Genomic DNA, 16,263 nt, shown 5'->3' on the forward strand with positions numbered 1-16,263 from the left:
GTGCCCCTTGGCCTTCACCTTCCGTCAACTCCAGTTTTTCGTGGCGGCTGCCGAGCAAGGCAGCGTGTCTGGCGCGGCGCGGGCGCTTTCGATCAGCCAGTCGTCGGTGACCGAGGCGATCCGGGCCCTGGAGGACGATCTTGGGGTGATCCTGTTCGACAGGCAGGCGCGCGGGCTTGGCCTCACCCACAAGGGCAGCCTGTTCCTGCGCCATGCCCGGCAGATCCTGGGCGATGTCGCGACTGCCCGCATGGCATTCGCCGAAGAGGAAGGCGGGGGCACGGGGCGACTCTCGCTTGGTGTGACCAGTCTCGTGGCAGGCTACGTCCTGTCCGACATCCTCAGCCGCTATCGCCGCGCCCATCCGCAGGTCGAGTTGAATGTGATCGAGGACTCGGGCGAATACCTCCAGCACCTGCTGATCGGGGGCGAGCTGGACGTGGCCGTGCTTTTGACCTCTTCGATCCGTGACCGGATGGCAATGCAGGTCGAGACACTGGTCGTCTCGCCCTATCGCCTGTGGCTGCCGCTTGGCCATGCGCTGACCGCGGCGGAATCGATCGCCCTCGACCAGCTTGGGGGCGAGCCGATGATCCAGCTGATGGTGGACGAGATCGAGGAATCGATGCGCGAGCTGATGGGCGCCCTGAAGGTGCGTCCGCAGATCGCCTTCCGCACAAGGTCAGTCGAGGCGGTGCGCAGCCTCGTCGCGACCGGAGCGGGAATCGCGATCCTGCCCGGGCTCATGTACCGCCCCTGGTCGCTGGAAGGCGATCGAATTGAAATCCGCGACGTATCGGGCGACCTGCCGACCATCCAGGTGGGCCTGGCGTGGCGCCGCGGCGCGCCGCTTTCGTCCCCGGCCCTGAACTTCGTCCGCGCGGCGCAGAGCGCGGTGACGGCGAGTTCGCTGCCGGACCGCTGACCCATCGGAGAAACCGATATTACCTTTCCACGTTTTGTTATTGCGAAAGGTCGCCGGGCAATCTCTTCTTGTTGCACCAAGACAGGCCGACTCCATCGGCCGGATGCAGCAGGGAGACTACCGATGAAGAAACTGACCCTCTGGGGTTCGACGGCGCTGTCCGTCGTTATGGCCGTGACGCCGGCGCTGGCACAGATGACTGAAGTCGGAGAGGGCGAAGGCGCGGTCAACATCGTGGCCTGGGCGGGCTACATCGAACGCGGCGAGACCGACAAGGCGTATGACTGGGTCACCAAGTTCGAGGCTGACACCGGCTGCAAGGTCAACGTCAAGACCGCCGCCACCTCGGACGAGATGGTGGCCCTGATGAACGAAGGCGGCTTCGACCTCGTAACAGCATCGGGCGATGCTTCGCTGCGCCTGATCGCCGGCAAGAAGGTCCAACCGATCAACATCGACCTCATCAAGTCCTGGAGCACGGTCGACGACCGGCTGAAGGACGCCCCCTGGCACACGGTGGGCGGCGTGCATTACGGCGTTCCCTACCAGTGGGGCCCGAACGTGCTGATGTACAACACCGACGCGTTCAAGGGTGAAGCGCCCAAGTCCTGGAACGTGGTGTTCGAGGAACAGACCCTGCCCGACGGCCAGTCGAACAAGGGGCGCGTGCAGGCCTATGACGGCCCGATCTATATCGCCGATGCCGCTCTGTACCTGATGAAGCACAAGCCGGAGCTAGGCATCACCTCGCCCTACGAGCTGAACGAGGACCAGTACAAGGCGGCGCTCGATCTGCTGCGACAGCAGCGCGAGCTTGTCGGCCGCTATTGGCATGACGCCTTCATCCAGATCGACGACTTCAAGAACGAAGGTGTCGTCGCCTCGGGATCCTGGCCGTTCCAGGTGAACCTGCTCCAGGCCGAGAAGCTGCCGATCGCCTCGACCATTCCGGAAGAAGGCGCGACGGGCTGGGCCGACACGCTGATGTTGCATGCCGACTCGGCGAACCCGAACTGCGCCTACAAGTTCATGGAGCATTCGCTGTCCTCGAACCTGCAATCCGACCTTTCGGTCTGGTTCGGCTCGAACCCCGCCGTGCCCGCCGCCTGCACCGACGGGCGTGGAATGCAGACCAAGGAAGGCTGCCACACCAACGGCTTCGACGATTTCGAGAAGATCCACTTCTGGACCACGCCGACCGCGAACTGCGCGCAAGGGGAAGGCGCCTGCGTGCCCTACTATCGTTGGGTGTCCGACTATATCGGCGTGATCGGCGGTCGCTGAGCCGGGACCACCAAGAACGGGCGGCCGACGGCCCCACCGCCGGACCGCCCGCACAACTGAACAACAACCTCGCGCCCCGGCTTGTCCGGGGCCTCTCTCCTGCCCTCACCGGGCGGGCAAGGATAGATCCATGACGGCAGCTGTCGAATTTCGCAATGTCACCCGCCATTTCGGCCCGGTCCGCGCCGTGGACGGGGTGGACCTGACCATCGCCGAAGGATCGTTCTTCGCGATGCTCGGCCCGTCCGGTTCGGGGAAGACGACATGCCTACGGCTTATCTCGGGCTTTGACGCCCCAACCAGCGGCGAGATCCGCATTTTCGGCGAGGATTCGGGGCACGTTCCCCCGAACCGCCGCAACGTGAACACCGTATTCCAGGACTACGCGCTGTTTCCGCACATGACCGTGCGCGACAACGTCGCCTACGGGCTGATGGTGCGTGGCGTCGACAAGGCCACGCGGCGCAACAAGGCGGAAGAGATGCTGTCGCTGGTGAAGCTCGCCGGCTATGGCGACCGCAAGCCGGGGCAATTGTCGGGTGGCCAGAGGCAGCGGGTGGCACTGGCGCGGGCGCTTGTGAACGAGCCACGCGTGCTGCTTCTTGATGAACCGCTCGGCGCGCTGGACCTGAAGCTGCGCGAATCGATGCAGGACGAACTCAAGGCGCTGCAGCAGCGGCTGGGCATCACCTTCGTCTTCGTCACGCATGATCAGGGCGAGGCCTTGAGCATGGCCGACCAGGTCGCGGTCTTTGCCAATGGCAAGGTCGCGCAGGTGGGCAGCCCGACCGACATCTACGAGCGTCCCGCCACCAAGTTCGTGGCCGATTTCGTCGGCTCGTCCAATGTTCTGCCGCCCGCGCTCAGCCGCCAGTTCGGTGGCCCGGACGCCTGGTGCAGCCTCCGGCCCGAGGCGATCCGGGTGGTCGAAGGTGCGGGGCAGGTCACTGGCACCGCCGGATCGGCACGCTATCTGGGTGCCGGGACAAAGCTCTCCGTGCACCTGGGCCGCAGCGAGGACATGGAAATCAGCGTTGTCCTGCCTCCGGGTCAGGCGGTGCCCGCTCCGGGAACGACAGTCGCGCTCCAGCCGATGTCCGGGGCGCTGCATGTGATGGCGGGCGAGAAATGACGACCCGTCCCGCCACCCTTCCCGTCCGTGGGCCCGGCGACCGGCTGTCGGACCTGTTCTGGCGCCGGCCCCGGCTGCTGCTGGCCCTGCTGATCGGGCCGCCGCTTCTGTGGCTGGGCGTGGTCTATCTGGGCTCGCTCTTCGCGCTGCTGTTGCAGAGCTTTTACTCGATCGACGAATTCTCGGGTCTGGTCGTGCCGGAGTTCACGCTCAAGACCTATGCCGAGCTGATCCGGCCATCGAATTTCGACATCATCTTGCGGACGGTAATGATGGCGGCGGCGGTCACGGCGGGCTGCATCGTCATCGCCTTTCCCATCGCCTATTACGCCGCCCGCTATGCGCGGGGGCGCTGGAAAGCGGCGTTCTACCTTGGCGTCATGCTGCCCCTGTGGTCGAGCTATCTGGTCAAGGTCTATGCCTGGAAGCTGATCCTCGCCAAGGAAGGCATCGTCACCTGGGCCGCCGAGGGCACCCACACATCGGGCATCCTCAACGCGCTGCTGTCACTGCCGGTGATCGGGGGGAATTCGCTGTCCACCTCCTATATCGGGACCTGGATCGTCTTCGTCTATGTCTGGATCCCCTACATGATCCTGCCGATGCAGGCGGCGCTGGAGCGGGTGCCGACGTCGATGATCGAGGCGTCGAGCGATCTCGGTGCCTCGTCGGGGCAGACCCTGCGGACGGTGATCCTGCCGCTGGCCCTGCCGGGCGTCGTCGCCGGGTCGATCTTCACCTTCTCGCTGACCTTGGGCGACTACATCATCCCGCAGATCGTCGGATCATCGCGGCTCTTCATCGGGCAGGCGGTCTACACCTTGCAGGGCACGGCCGGGAACATCCCGCTGGCTGCCGCCTTCGCGGTGGTGCCGATCGCGGTGATGCTGGTCTATCTGGCGATCGCCAAGCGCATGGGGGCCTTCGATGCACTCTGATGCCCGCGCTTCGTTCGGCCTGCGCCTGGGCGCGATCCTGGGCCTTCTGTTCCTGCACCTGCCGATCGCGCTGATCTTCCTTTACGCCTTCACCACCGAGGAGAAGAGCTATCAGTTCCCGCCACCGGGGCTGACGCTGAAATGGTTCGGGGTTGCCTGGGAGCGGGCCGATATCTGGCCGCCGCTCTACCTGTCGCTGAAGGTCGCCGCCATCGCAACGGCGCTGGCTTTGATCCTTGGCACGCTCTGCGCCGCAGCGATGACCCGCACGAGGTTCTTCGGCCGCGACCAGATCACGCTTCTGGTCCTGCTGCCGATCGCCCTGCCCGGCATCATCACCGGCATGTCGCTGCGTTCCGCCTTCGCGGTCATGGACATTCCCTTCTCGACCTGGACGATCGTCCTGGGCCACGCGACCTTCTGCATCGTCATCGTCTACAACAACGCCGTCGCCCGGTTCCGCCGATTGTCGGGATCCATCGTCGAGGCCTCGACCGACCTTGGCGCGAACGGTTTCCAGACTTTCCGCCATGTGATCCTGCCGAACCTCGGCTCCGCGCTGCTGGCGGGCGGCATGCTGGCCTTCGCCCTGTCCTTCGACGAGGTGATCGTCACCACTTTCACCGCGGGGCAGCAATCCACGCTGCCGATCTGGATGCTTCAGGAACTGATCCGCCCGCGCCAGCGCCCGGTGACGAACGTGGTCGCCATCGTGGTCTTCGCCGCGACCTTCTTGCCGATCCTGATCGCCTACTACCTGACCCGCGAAGGCCATGAGACGGCCGGCGGGGGAAAATGAAGGGAGAAGTCCAAATGGACACCAAAGCTGACACCATCGATACCGCGCTTCTGGTCGGCGGCCGCTTCGAGCCGGGCCAGGAGGCACTCGAGCCGATCCTCAACCCCCGGACCGGCGGGCTGATCCTGGAACTGGCCGAGGCGTCGACCGCCCAGGTCGACCGCGCCGTCGCCGCCGCCCGCAAGGCCTTCGAGAGCTGGTCGCGGACTACCCCAGCCGAACGCTCGGCCGCGCTTCTGCGGATTGCCGACCGGGTCGAGGCCGAGACGACCGGATTTGCCGCACTCGAGGCGCTGAACTGTGGCAAGCCGATCAATGCGGCCCGCAATGACGAGATCCCGGCGATCGTGGATTGCTATCGTTTCTTCGCGGGGGCGGTGCGCTGCCAGCACGGGGCGGTCGCGGGCGAATACCTTGCGGGTCATACCAGCATGATCCGGCGCGACCCGATCGGCGTGGTCGCCTCCATCGCGCCGTGGAACTATCCGCTGATGATGATGGCCTGGAAACTCGCCCCGGCCATCGGCGGCGGCAACTGCGTGGTGTTCAAGCCAAGCGAGCAGACGCCGCTGACCGCGATCAAGATGGCGCGCATCCTGGCCGAGGAACTCCCCGAGGGCGTGGTCTCGGTCATCGCCGGGCGCGGCCAGACGGTGGGCAGCTACCTCATCAACCATCCGGGCGTGGACATGATCAGCCTGACGGGCGACGTGGCCACCGGCAAGAAGATGCTCGACGCCGCCGCCAAGACGGTAAAGCGCACCCATCTGGAACTGGGAGGCAAGGCCCCGGTCGTGGTGTTCGACGATGCAGATGTCGGCGAGGTGGTAGAGGGGCTGCGCGCCTTCGGCTATTACAATGCCGGGCAGGACTGCACCGCGGCCTGCCGGATCTATGCCGGCAAGAAGGTCTACGACAAGCTGGTGGCCGACCTGTCCTCGGCCGTGTCCTCGATCGTGCTTGGACGCGAGGATGACACCGAGAACGAGATCGGGCCGCTGATCTCGCTCCGCCAGCGCGACCGGGTGGCGAGCTTCGTCGAACGGGCGCGGGAACTGCCACATGTCGAGGTGACGGCGGGCGGCACGCGGATGGACGAGGGGTTCTACTACAGACCCACGGTCATCGCCGGAGCCCGGCAGGACGATGAGATCGTCCGGCGCGAGGTTTTCGGGCCGGTCGTCTCTATCACTCCCTTCTCGGATGTGGATCAGGCGGTCGACTGGGCCAATGACAGCGACTATGGGCTTGCATCGAGCGTCTGGACGAGGGACGTGGGCCGGGCGATGGCGACCGCGGCGCGGCTGCGCTATGGCTGCACCTGGATCAACACCCATTTCATGCTGGTCAACGAGATGCCGCATGGCGGGATCAAGCAATCTGGCTATGGCAAGGACATGAGCGCCTATGCGCTGGAGGACTACACCTTCGTCCGGCATGTGATGGTCAAGCACGGCTGAAGGCGGCGCCCGCGGGCAAGCGCTGGAGCGGGGGCTGTCTGCCCCCGCACCCCCGAGGATATTTGGAAACAGAAGAGGAAGGTTTGGGTAAGAAATCCTCTCACCATTTGTGAGGAAGTCATCATATCCACCTGATGCCATGTATTAATAGCGTGAACCTGGACTCAGGCCGACGGCGCTCGGTCGGGTTGGCGCATCTTAACCCTCACGACGCAGGATCGGGGCATTCGAAGTCGGAGGAAGCCCCATGTCCGAGGTCTCGGCGGTTCTTGCCCTGCCCTATATCCAGCCCGCCCAGGCGCAGAAGCATGTGACTCATAACGAGGCGCTGCGGGTGCTCGACGTCATCGTCCAGCTGGCCGTTCTGAGCCGCAGCCTGACGGCCCCACCGGCGGAGCCGGCCCCCGGAGAGCGCCACATCGTTGGAGAGGCGGCAACCGGAGCCTGGGCCGGACAGGACGGGAAGATCGCCGTCTTCGATATCGAGGGCTGGGTGTTCTTCGCCCCGCTGCCCGGCTGGCGGGCCGAGGTTCTGGACGATGGGGCCAGCGCCGTGTTCGACGGCAGCGCCTGGACAACGCGCGGCGTGCCGCTGTCGGTCGATCGGCTGGGCATCAATACCAGTCCGGATGGCACGAACCGGTTTGCCGTTGCCTCTGCCGCGACGCTTCTCACCCATGAAGGCGCCGGGCACCAGCTGAAAGTCAACAAGGCGACCGTTACGGATACGGCAAGCCTCTTGTTCCAGACCGGGTTCTCAGGCCGGGCCGAGATGGGCCTGGCCGGCAATGACGACTTCTCGATCAAGGTTTCGTCGAATGGAACGGCCTTTGCCGAGGGCCTGCGGGTGGGCGCAGGCGGCGCCGTGAGCCTGCCCGGCGGGGCGCTCTTGCCCGATGGCACGGCGGCATTGCCGGGGCTACGCTTTGCCGCCGATGTTGATACCGGCCTGGCTCGGCCCGGGGTGGATCAGATCGGACTGGTCGCCGGGGGCGTGCAGCGGGCGCTTCTGTCGGGGTCTGCCCTGCAACTGGACGTGCCTTTGGCTGGGACTGCGGTAAGCTCGGGCAGCCATGATGCGACAGCGGGGCGCGTCGCTCGGGTGTTTGCAGCGGGCGGGATCTTCGGCCTTGGCGTGGCGCAGGGGCAGTCGCTCGGGGCGGCGGTTGCGGATGCGGCGGCGGTGACGGTCTCTGGGTTCTATCGGACAGACATAGCGACGGCGAACCTGCCGATCTCGGCGGCGTCGGGTTTGCTCGAGGTGTTCCACGGCGCGGGCGGGGACAGCGTCCAGCAGCGCTGGACCGCGACCTCCGCCGATGCCGCGATGCGGACCTGGCTGCGACGATCCTCCGGCGGCACCTGGACTGGCTGGTCGCTGGTCATGACACAGTCAACGATGGTGGGGACGGTAAGCCAGAGCGGAGGTCTTCCGACCGGCGCGGCGATCGAGCGCGGCAGCAACGCCAACGGCGAGTATACGCGCTTTGCCGACGGCACCCAGATCTGCACGATCGCGGGACTGTCGGTTTCGAACGCCTCGACGGCGACAGGTGCGCTCTACCGTTCGGGCAGCGTCTTCTGGAGCTACCCGGCCTCTTTTAGCGCGCTGCCGGTTGTGAAAGGCGAAGTCGATGATAGCGATGCCTGGGCGGTGGGAGGCACGCCGACGCTGACGCAGATGGGTTTTCGGGCGGTTTCCGCCGTCTCAAAGTCAACGGCGCTGTCAATCCGGGCATTGGCGATCGGCCGCTGGTTCTGATCGCGGATTGCCCAAATGCCGTCGTGACACTGCCATGCTGAATTGCTATCTCCGCGAAGGTTCTAGAGAAAGGAGCCTTCGTGGAGATCGAACAGACGAGCCTTCCGGGCGTCCTGATCCTGACGCCGCGCCGGTTCGGTGACCAGAGAGGCTACTTCAGCGAAAGCTGGAACAAGCTGACGCATGCCCAGCACGGGCTGACCTATGACTTCGTTCAGGACAACCATTCGCTCTCTGCCCAGGTCGGCACGGTTCGGGGGCTGCATTTCCAGCGCCCACCCCATGCTCAAGCCAAGCTGGTCAGGTGCGGCCGGGGGCGGCTGTTCGACGTGGCGGTGGATATCCGCAAAGGCAGCCCGACCTATGGCAAATGGCTCGGTGTCGAGTTGAGCGCCGAGAACGGCCGGCAACTGCTGATCCCCGCCGGCTTTCTGCATGGCTTTGCCACGCGAGAGCCGGATACGGAAATCATCTACAAGTGCACCGACTATTATGCGCCGGATTGTGACGGCGCGGTGCGCTATGACGATCCGGCGATCGGGATCGACTGGGGCCTGACCGGCGAGGCGGTGCTGAGCGCCAAGGATATGAATGCGCCACTGCTTGCGGAAATCGGCAGCCCGTTCGTTTTTGAAGGATAGACCGATGAAGATTCTCGTGACCGGCGGGGCCGGGTTCATTGGCTCGGCCGTCGTGCGCCATGCCGTGCGCGCCGGACATTCCGTCATCAATGTCGATGCGCTGACCTATGCCGCAAACCTGGCGAATGTGGCCCCGGTGGCCAACAGCCCGCTTTACATTTTCGAACAGGTTGACATTCGGGACCGGGCCGAATTGGACCGGCTCTTTGCAGAATATCAACCCGATGCGGTGATGCACCTGGCCGCCGAGAGCCATGTCGACCGGTCGATCGATGGGCCGGGCGATTTCATCGAGACGAACATCACCGGCACGTTCAACATGCTTGAAGCCGCCCGCGCATACTGGGTGCGCAAGGGCAAACCAGAGGACTTCCGGTTTCACCACATCTCGACCGACGAGGTGTATGGCACTTTGGGAGAGACGGGCCAGTTCACCGAGGAAACGCCTTACGCGCCGAACTCGCCCTACTCTGCCTCGAAGGCGGCGAGCGACCACCTGGTGCGGGCCTGGCACGAGACCTATGGTCTGCCGGTCCTGGTGACGAACTGCTCGAACAACTACGGGCCCTATCATTTCCCCGAAAAGCTGATCCCGGTGGTGATCCTGAAGGCGCTGGCCGGAGAACCGATCCCGGTCTACGGCAAGGGCGAGAACGTGCGCGACTGGCTCTATGTCGAGGACCATGCCGATGCGCTGCTGACCGTGGTCGAGAAGGGCGAGGTCGGGCGGACCTACAATATCGGCGGCGAGAACGAGCGCACGAACATCGCGCTGGTGCGGACGATCTGCGACATCCTAGATGCGAAGCGGCCCAAGGCCGCGCCTTATGCCGACCAGATCACCTTTGTTGCGGACCGCCCCGGCCACGACCTGCGCTATGCGATCGACCCGACGCGCATCCGCGAAGAACTTGGATGGCGCCCGTCTGTCACGGTCGAGGAAGGGCTGGAGCGGACGGTGCAGTGGTATCTCGACAACGAGGACTGGTGGCGGCCGCTGCTGGAGCGCAAGGGCGTCGGGCAGCGGCTGGGAGTGAAGGCCTGAGCCCGTAACAGTTGCGGGATTGCAAAGCTTTGCCCAACAATTGCCTGACCGGCATCGCATTCTGGAGCGAAGGCCTGCGGACGTATTCGAGAAGGGCGGTACATGAAACTTCTTGTGTTCGGTGCGACGGGCCAGGTGGCGCGGGAGCTGCAGCGGCTTGAGCCGGACGCGACCTATCTTTCGCGCGCCGAGGCCGATCTGACGGATCCCACGGCCTGCGGGGCTGCGATCGCGGCTTCGGATGCCGAGGCAGTGATCAACGCGGCGGCCTGGACTGCGGTGGACAAGGCCGAGGCCGAGGAAGCGGCGGCGCGGATCGTGAACTGCGATGCGCCGGGGGCGATGGCGCGGGCGGCGGCGAAGAAGGGCGTGCCGTTCCTGCATGTCTCGACCGATTACGTCTTTGACGGATCGGGGACGCGGCCCTGGCATCCGGATGATCCGACCGGGCCGCTTGGCGCCTATGGCCGGTCCAAACTGGCAGGCGAGCGGGAAGTTCACGCGGCTGGTGGGCGGTTCGTGATCCTGCGCACCTCCTGGGTGTTTTCGGCGCATGGGACGAACTTCGTGAAGAACATGCTGCGGCTGGCGCAGTCGCGCGACACGCTTACGGTGGTCTCGGATCAGCTCGGCGGGCCGACAGCGGCGGTCGACATCGCGGCGACGCTGCTTGACATGGCGCGGCTTCTGCACCGGGGCGACGGGGCACCGGGAACCTATCACTATTCCGGCGCGCCGGACGTGTCCTGGGCCGACTTCGCGCGCGAAATCTTTCGCCAGGCGGGGAAAGCGGTGAACGTCACCGACATCCCGACCGAAGCCTACCCGACCCCCGCGAAACGCCCGCACAATTCGCGACTCGACTGCCGCACGACGGAACTCATGTTCGGGATCACGCGGCCGGACTGGCGGGCGAGCCTGCATCGCATTCTTAAGGAAATTGGAGAGATCTGACGTGACTGCGCGCAAGGGCATCATTCTGGCCGGCGGGTCCGGCACACGGCTTTACCCGATCACGGTGGCGGTTTCGAAGCAGCTGCTGCCAATCTACGACAAGCCGATGATCTATTATCCGCTCTCGGTGCTGATGCTGGCGGGCATCCGCGAGATCGCGATCATCACCACGCCGCAGGATGCCGATCAGTTCAAGCGCGCTCTTGGCGACGGCAGCCAATGGGGTCTGAGCTTTACCTTCATCCAGCAGCCCTCGCCCGACGGGCTGGCGCAGGCCTATTTGCTGGCCGAGGATTTCCTGGCGGGCGCCCCGTCGGCCATGGTGCTGGGAGACAACATCTTTTACGGCCACGGCCTGCCTGAATTGCTGGCCGCTGCCGACAAGCAGACCACCGGCGGGACGGTGTTCGGCTATCAGGTCGCCGACCCGGAACGCTATGGCGTGGTTGCCTTCGGCGCGGATGGGCAGGTGACCTCGATCATCGAAAAGCCGAAGGTTCCGCCGTCGAACTTTGCCGTGACCGGGCTTTATTTCCTCGACGGTTCGGCGCCGGAGCGGGCGAAGACGGTCAAGCCCTCCGAAAGGGGCGAACTCGAGATCACCACGCTTCTGGAGATGTATCTGGCCGATGGCCAGCTGTCAGTGCAGCGGATGGGGCGCGGCTATGCCTGGCTCGATACCGGGACCCATGCCAGCCTTCTTGATGCCGGGAATTTCGTGCGCACGCTGGAGGACCGGCAGGGTCTGCAATCGGGATGCCCCGAAGAGATCGCTTTCCAGATGGGCTGGATCAGCAAGGCGCATCTTCTGGAAATGGCCGAGGCTTACCGCAAGAACGATTACGGCGCCTATCTGAAGAAGGTGGCGGAGCGGGGCTGAGAGCCCCGCTTGCCGCGGCCTGAGGACTATTGCCCGCCAAGCGCCATGAGTTGCGGATTGCCGGGATTGGCAGCCAGCGCCTGCTGCAGGGACTGCTGCGCCCCCGCCTGATCGCCGAGCGCCGCCTGAATGCGGATCACCATCGACCAGGCATCGACCAGTTGCGGATCGAGGCTGGCCGCCGTCTGGAATGCCTGCACGGCTAGCGGATAGTTGCGCATCTGCAATGCAGCTCCGCCGATCTGCAGATGGGTTTCCGGGAAGTCGGTGCGGGTGCGAAGCGCCTGCTGCCATTCCGCAATAGCCTTCCCAAGAGCCTCGGCTTGCGGCGATCCGGGAGCGGGTTGGGCGTCAAGGAGTGCCTTGGCCGCCGCTTCGCGGACCGAGCGCGACGGATCAGACAGAACCGGCGCGAGCACATTCAGGCGTTGATCGGGAGGCAGGACGCCAAGCGCGCCCGCCGCAGCCGCCCGGACCAGCGGATCGGGATCGGTCAGGAGTGCCTCGACCCGGGAAGCAGAGGCGGCGTGCCCCGCCTGCCCCAGAAGCTCGATCGCCGAGGCGCGGACGATGCCGGGACCGTCCGGCCATTCGGCGAGCGCCAGCAGCGCCTGCACCTGCCTCGTCGGATCGGTCTGTGCGGCGGCGAGGGTGGTGCCGTAATGCGGCCCGCGATGCGTGCTGTCGGGGAACCAGGCGGCGATCTGCTCGGCCGCCCAAGCCGCGTCCTTGTCGGTATGGCAGGCAGTGCAGGTGTCGGGCGCGCCGGTCTGGGTCGAAAGATCAGGGCGCGGGATGCGGAAGCTGTGATCGCGGCGCGTGTCTATGCCCATGTAGGTGCGCTCGATCATATGGCAGGAAACGCATTGCGCGCCCGCGCTGCCTTCCGGGTGATGGGTATGTTCCGGCCCGTCGAAAACCTTGAGCGGGAGTGTCGGGAAGCGCGGGTTTCCGGCGGCGGAATGGCACTGTGTGCAGACGCCATTGCCTTCGACCTTCAGCGCCATCGTATGGGGGTCGTGGCAATCGGTGCAGCGCACGCCCTTGGCGAACATTTTCGACTGCAGGAAGGATCCGCCCTCGTACACCTCATCAAGGATCTGGCCATCCGGGAAGTAGGTGCCGGGGCGCAGAAGCGACAGCGTATAGACGTCGTGGTAATCGGTGCCGGGCAGCATGTTGCCGTCGATCATCGCCTCGCGCCGCGAATGGCAGGCCATGCACTGGCCGACCTCTGCCTTCTGGCTGGTCAGATCGACTGTGAGGCCAAGCGCGGTCAGGTCCTTGGCGAGTTGGGTCGCGTCTGGCTTCTCGGCCCAGGCGATATGGGTCGATCCGGGGCCATGGCAGGCCTCGCAGCCGACGCCGATCTCGGACATCTTCGGCGCATAGGTGCGGGTCGCATCGTCGTAGTTCCGGCTGTACTTCGTCGCGTGACATTCGGCGCAGCGTGCCTCCCAACTCTTGTAGGGGCCGGTCCAGTGAAAACCGTCGCCGGGCGGCGGGTTCTGGTCGGCAAAGACGGGATACCAACGTTTGCGCTCGACATCCCAGGCGATGTCATAGGCCTGGGTCCTCCCCTGTTCCGGCGACAGGAGGTACTGCTGAAGCGGGCGAATCCCGGCCACGCCCACTACCTTGTAAGCCCGTCGCTGACCATCGGCGCCTTCCGTCTCGATCATGTAGTCAGCGCCCTGACGGAAGAAGCGGCTGATCTGGCCACCATGGTCGAAGGTCACGTCGTTGAAATCGCCGAGAACCGAGGTTTCCGACGGCTCCATCCAGGCATGGGCGTGGTCGGACGTGGCCCAGTCTGCCGTCGCCTTCTCATGGCAGGTGGCGCAGCTGGCGGAGCCAACATAGCTGGGCGCGGCAGCATCCTCGGCCAAAAGACGCATCGGCAAAAGGCAGATCAGGGTGATCAGCGCGATGAGGCTGGGTCGGGCGAAACGCACGCCGTGATTCCTTGCTGTTCTGGCCTTCGCGCGGCCAGCACGGCGAGAGTCGGGGGCCGCGCGGGCGAAGTCAACGCCAAGTCGTCACTGGCCGTTGCGACGGAACTGGGTCGGCGCGAGGCCAGTCCAGCGCCGTACCGCGCGGGTCAGCGCAGATTGCCGCCGGTAGCCGAGCCTGCGGGAAAGCTCGGCCATGCTGACCTTCCCCTCCTTCAGCGCATCGAGGGCGATTTCCTTGCGGACCAATTCCAGTTGCTCGGCAAAGCCCGTTCCGTGCGCCGCGAGATGGCGCTGAAGCGAGCGGGTGCTTGTCTTCATCGCCCCAGCAAGGACGGTGATCGTCACCTCGCCCTGATCGAGGAGATCGCGCATCAATCTGCGGACCGTTCCGATCCATTGCTCGGGATCGCGGGACTGGAGGTTCATTCGTTACTCCATTCAATGATTACACGAGTCATGGTAACGCCAAGCGCGAGCGGCTCTTGCCCTCACGCGCCACACGCTGTCGCAGAGGGCGTTACTCCAGCGCCGCGATCATGTTGCGGACGACTGGATAGATTTCGGTTTCCCACTTCCGGCCGTTGAAGACGCCGTAATGCCCGACATTCGCCTGAAGGTGATGGCGCTTCAGATGCGGGCGGAGCGAGGCGCAAAGCTCGTGCGCGGCGGCTGTCTGGCCCATGCCGCAGATGTCATCCCGCCCCCCCTCGACCGTCAGCAGCGCGGTCTTGCGGATGGCGCCGGGATTCACCTTGCGGCCACGATAGGTGAAATCGCCGGCGGCCAACTCGGCGCGCTGGAAGACCCGATCGATCGTCTCGAGATAGAATTCCTCGGTCAGGTCGAGAACCGCAAAGTATTCGTCGTAGAATTCCTTGATCCTCTCGGCCTCGGCGAGCTCGCCGGCCACGAGATGGTTATAGAGCTTGCGGTGCTGCGCCTTGTGACGGTCAATGTTCATCTGCATGAAGGCCGTCAGCTGGACAAAGCCCGGATAGACCCGCCGCCCTGCACCGGGAAACCGGTTCGGCACGCTGGAAATGACGTTCCGCCGGAACCAGCTTATCGGCTTTTCGTTGGCCAGATCGTTCACCACCGTCGGGCTTTCGCGCACATCGACGGGGCCGGCCATCAGCGTCAGCGTGCGCGGGGTTGCCGGATTGTGGTCTTCGGACATGACGGCCACCGCCGCGAGGGCCTGCACGCAGGGCTGACAGACCGCGAGCAGATGTGCGCCCGGGCCGAGTTCTTCGAGAAACCGGATCAGGTAGGCGACGTAATCCTCGACACCGAATTCGCCATCGGACCGGGGCACGTCGCGGGCGTTCTTCCAGTCGGTGATATAGACATCGTGATCGCGCAGAAGGGTTCGGACCGTTCCGGCGAGGAGCGTGGCGAAATGACCCGACAGCGGCGCGGTGACCAGCACCTTGGGCAGCGCCGTCTCGGTAGGCCGGGCGAAGTGCACCAGCCGCCCGAACGGCAGATCGAGCACGTTCTCTTCCGTCACCGGAACCTCATGGTTGCCGGAGAGCACGCTCCAGATTCCGAATTCCGGGCGTTCATGCGTCAGCCGAAACCGCGATGTCATCTCGAGTCCGGCCGCCGCCTGGCGCGACATCCGACCGAGTGGCCCCCGTCCCTGCGGCAGGAAACTCAGTCCCCAGAGCGCCGCCGTTCGCACGGGGCCGAAAAAATCATCAACAGACTGGTAACCTGCATAGAGCATGTCGTTCTTCCGTGCCTTCCCACAGTCCAACGCTAGCCGTGCGCGGCGGGCCGTGTGACAAAAAGCGGTATGAACGTGCGGTTCCGGCGGGGAGGAAGGCGGCTTGGGCAAGGCGACGCTTACAATTTCATCAAGGAACTACTCTTCCTGGTCACTTCGTGGCTGGCTTCTGTGCCGGATGGCGGGACTCGACTTCAGCGAAAAGATGGTCGATCCGCAGACGGCAGATGCGCGGCAGGAACTGCTGCTGCTGTCGCCGTCGGTCCTGGTGCCGCGCCTGACCCATGGCAACGTCGAGGTCTGGGACACTCTGGCGATCGCCGAATACCTTCACGAGATCGCCCCCGATGCCCGTCTTTACCCCGCCGATCGTGCGCTGCGGGCCCATTGTCGGGCGATCTCGGGCGAGATGCACTCGGGCTTCTACAACCTGCGTTCGGCACTGCCGATGAACCTCAAGGCCAAGCACGAACGCTTCAAGGTCTTCTCGGGTGCGCGCGCCGATATCGAGCGGATCAAGACCATCTGGCGCGAATGCCTCGATGCCTATGGCGGTCCCTTCCTGTTCGGCAAGCCGACGGTCGCAGATGCGATGTATGCCCCGGTCTGCACCCGGTTCCACACCTACAGCGTGCCGCTCGATCCGCAGTCCCAAGCCTATTCTGACCATATCCGCGACTGGTCGCTGCTGCGGGAATGGACGGAGGGCGCCGTGGCCGAGCCTGACGAGATCGTTGAACTCGAGGTCGAGTTCTGATC

At 64.9% G+C, this 16,263-nt stretch carries 15 protein-coding genes; 12 read left to right on the top strand and 3 right to left on the bottom strand.

The genetic code is table 11. The features are described 5' to 3' along the window. The first annotated feature begins 7 nt into the window (after nt 1-7). The 11 genes from L0V05_RS07080 (at nt 8) to rfbA (ending at nt 11,820) form a co-directional block, all read left to right on the top strand. Nucleotides 8-925 (top strand): LysR substrate-binding domain-containing protein, encoded by a 918-nt coding sequence (locus L0V05_RS07080; RefSeq protein ID WP_234869418.1) that lies wholly within the window; start codon nt 8-10, stop codon nt 923-925. A gap of 123 nt (nt 926-1,048) precedes the next feature. Next, nucleotides 1,049-2,209, top strand: a complete 1,161-nt coding sequence (locus L0V05_RS07085) for an ABC transporter substrate-binding protein (RefSeq protein WP_234869419.1) — start codon at nt 1,049-1,051, stop codon at nt 2,207-2,209. 130 nt (nt 2,210-2,339) lie between these two features. Continuing rightward, the gene (locus L0V05_RS07090) at nt 2,340-3,341 is read left to right on the top strand and encodes an ABC transporter ATP-binding protein (RefSeq protein ID WP_234869420.1); all 1,002 of its coding nucleotides are present in this window, start codon (nt 2,340-2,342) and stop codon (nt 3,339-3,341) included. After that, on the top strand, nt 3,338-4,279 hold the full coding sequence (locus tag L0V05_RS07095; RefSeq protein WP_234869421.1) for an ABC transporter permease: 942 nt from the start codon (nt 3,338-3,340) through the stop codon (nt 4,277-4,279). Before L0V05_RS07090 ends, L0V05_RS07095 begins: the two co-directional genes overlap by 4 nt. After that, nucleotides 4,269-5,078, top strand: a complete 810-nt coding sequence (locus L0V05_RS07100; RefSeq protein WP_234869422.1) for an ABC transporter permease — start codon at nt 4,269-4,271, stop codon at nt 5,076-5,078. The genes L0V05_RS07095 and L0V05_RS07100 overlap by 11 nt, the downstream gene beginning before the upstream one ends. 14 nt (nt 5,079-5,092) lie before the next feature. Further along, the gene (locus L0V05_RS07105; RefSeq protein ID WP_234869423.1) at nt 5,093-6,538 is read left to right on the top strand and encodes a gamma-aminobutyraldehyde dehydrogenase; all 1,446 of its coding nucleotides are present in this window, start codon (nt 5,093-5,095) and stop codon (nt 6,536-6,538) included. 247 nt (nt 6,539-6,785) lie between these two features. Next, the gene (locus L0V05_RS07110; RefSeq protein ID WP_234869424.1) at nt 6,786-8,300 is read left to right on the top strand and encodes a DUF2793 domain-containing protein; all 1,515 of its coding nucleotides are present in this window, start codon (nt 6,786-6,788) and stop codon (nt 8,298-8,300) included. 80 nt (nt 8,301-8,380) lie between these two features. Further along, a complete protein-coding gene (gene rfbC / locus L0V05_RS07115) occupies nt 8,381-8,941 on the top strand; it encodes a dTDP-4-dehydrorhamnose 3,5-epimerase (protein WP_234869425.1) in 561 nt (186 codons plus the stop codon). A gap of 4 nt (nt 8,942-8,945) precedes the next feature. Next, entirely contained in the window at nt 8,946-9,986 is a 1,041-nt protein-coding gene (gene rfbB, locus L0V05_RS07120; RefSeq protein ID WP_234869426.1) for a dTDP-glucose 4,6-dehydratase, read from the top strand. 102 nt (nt 9,987-10,088) lie between these two features. Continuing rightward, on the top strand, nt 10,089-10,940 hold the full coding sequence (gene rfbD, locus L0V05_RS07125) for a dTDP-4-dehydrorhamnose reductase (protein WP_234869427.1): 852 nt from the start codon (nt 10,089-10,091) through the stop codon (nt 10,938-10,940). Nucleotide 10,941: 1 nt separating this feature from the next. Continuing rightward, nucleotides 10,942-11,820 (top strand): glucose-1-phosphate thymidylyltransferase RfbA, encoded by an 879-nt coding sequence (rfbA, locus tag L0V05_RS07130; RefSeq protein ID WP_234869428.1) that lies wholly within the window; start codon nt 10,942-10,944, stop codon nt 11,818-11,820. A 26-nt stretch (nt 11,821-11,846) separates the two neighbouring features. On the opposite strand, the gene L0V05_RS07135 is transcribed toward rfbA, so the two are convergent. The 3 genes from L0V05_RS07135 to L0V05_RS07145 form a co-directional block, all read right to left on the bottom strand. Next, nucleotides 11,847-13,775 carry a HEAT repeat domain-containing protein gene (locus tag L0V05_RS07135; protein WP_234869429.1) on the bottom strand — a complete coding sequence of 643 codons (1,929 nt, stop codon included), beginning with the start codon at nt 13,773-13,775 and terminating at the stop codon, nt 11,847-11,849. A gap of 84 nt (nt 13,776-13,859) precedes the next feature. Further along, on the bottom strand, nt 13,860-14,201 hold the full coding sequence (locus L0V05_RS07140) for a helix-turn-helix transcriptional regulator (protein WP_234869430.1): 342 nt from the start codon (nt 14,199-14,201) through the stop codon (nt 13,860-13,862). Nucleotides 14,202-14,292: 91 nt separating this feature from the next. Then, a complete protein-coding gene (locus L0V05_RS07145; protein ID WP_234869431.1) occupies nt 14,293-15,504 on the bottom strand; it encodes a polyhydroxyalkanoate depolymerase in 1,212 nt (403 codons plus the stop codon). A gap of 103 nt (nt 15,505-15,607) precedes the next feature. Between L0V05_RS07145 and L0V05_RS07150 the strand changes: the two genes are divergently transcribed. Next, nucleotides 15,608-16,261, top strand: a complete 654-nt coding sequence (locus L0V05_RS07150) for a glutathione S-transferase (RefSeq protein WP_255683678.1) — start codon at nt 15,608-15,610, stop codon at nt 16,259-16,261. Nucleotides 16,262-16,263 lie beyond the last annotated feature (2 nt).

The sequence above is a fragment of the Alitabrizicola rongguiensis genome, assembly GCF_021491355.1.
GTDB lineage: Bacteria > Pseudomonadota > Alphaproteobacteria > Rhodobacterales > Rhodobacteraceae > Aliitabrizicola > Aliitabrizicola rongguiensis.

Bases quoted from the DNA above. Each gene is read 5' to 3' on its own strand.
- L0V05_RS07085 (WP_234869419.1), top strand. From the start codon at position 1,049: ATGAAGAAACTGACCCTCTGGGGTTCGACGGCGCTGTCCGTCGTTATG.
- L0V05_RS07090 (WP_234869420.1), top strand. From the start codon at position 2,340: ATGACGGCAGCTGTCGAATTTCGCAATGTCACCCGCCATTTCGGCCCG.
- L0V05_RS07095 (WP_234869421.1), top strand. From the start codon at position 3,338: ATGACGACCCGTCCCGCCACCCTTCCCGTCCGTGGGCCCGGCGACCGG.
- L0V05_RS07100 (WP_234869422.1), top strand. From the start codon at position 4,269: ATGCACTCTGATGCCCGCGCTTCGTTCGGCCTGCGCCTGGGCGCGATC.
- L0V05_RS07105 (WP_234869423.1), top strand. From the start codon at position 5,093: ATGGACACCAAAGCTGACACCATCGATACCGCGCTTCTGGTCGGCGGC.
- L0V05_RS07110 (WP_234869424.1), top strand. From the start codon at position 6,786: ATGTCCGAGGTCTCGGCGGTTCTTGCCCTGCCCTATATCCAGCCCGCC.
- rfbB (WP_234869426.1), top strand. From the start codon at position 8,946: ATGAAGATTCTCGTGACCGGCGGGGCCGGGTTCATTGGCTCGGCCGTC.
- rfbD (WP_234869427.1), top strand. From the start codon at position 10,089: ATGAAACTTCTTGTGTTCGGTGCGACGGGCCAGGTGGCGCGGGAGCTG.
- L0V05_RS07140 (WP_234869430.1), bottom strand. From the start codon at position 14,201: ATGAACCTCCAGTCCCGCGATCCCGAGCAATGGATCGGAACGGTCCGC.
- L0V05_RS07145 (WP_234869431.1), bottom strand. From the start codon at position 15,504: ATGCTCTATGCAGGTTACCAGTCTGTTGATGATTTTTTCGGCCCCGTG.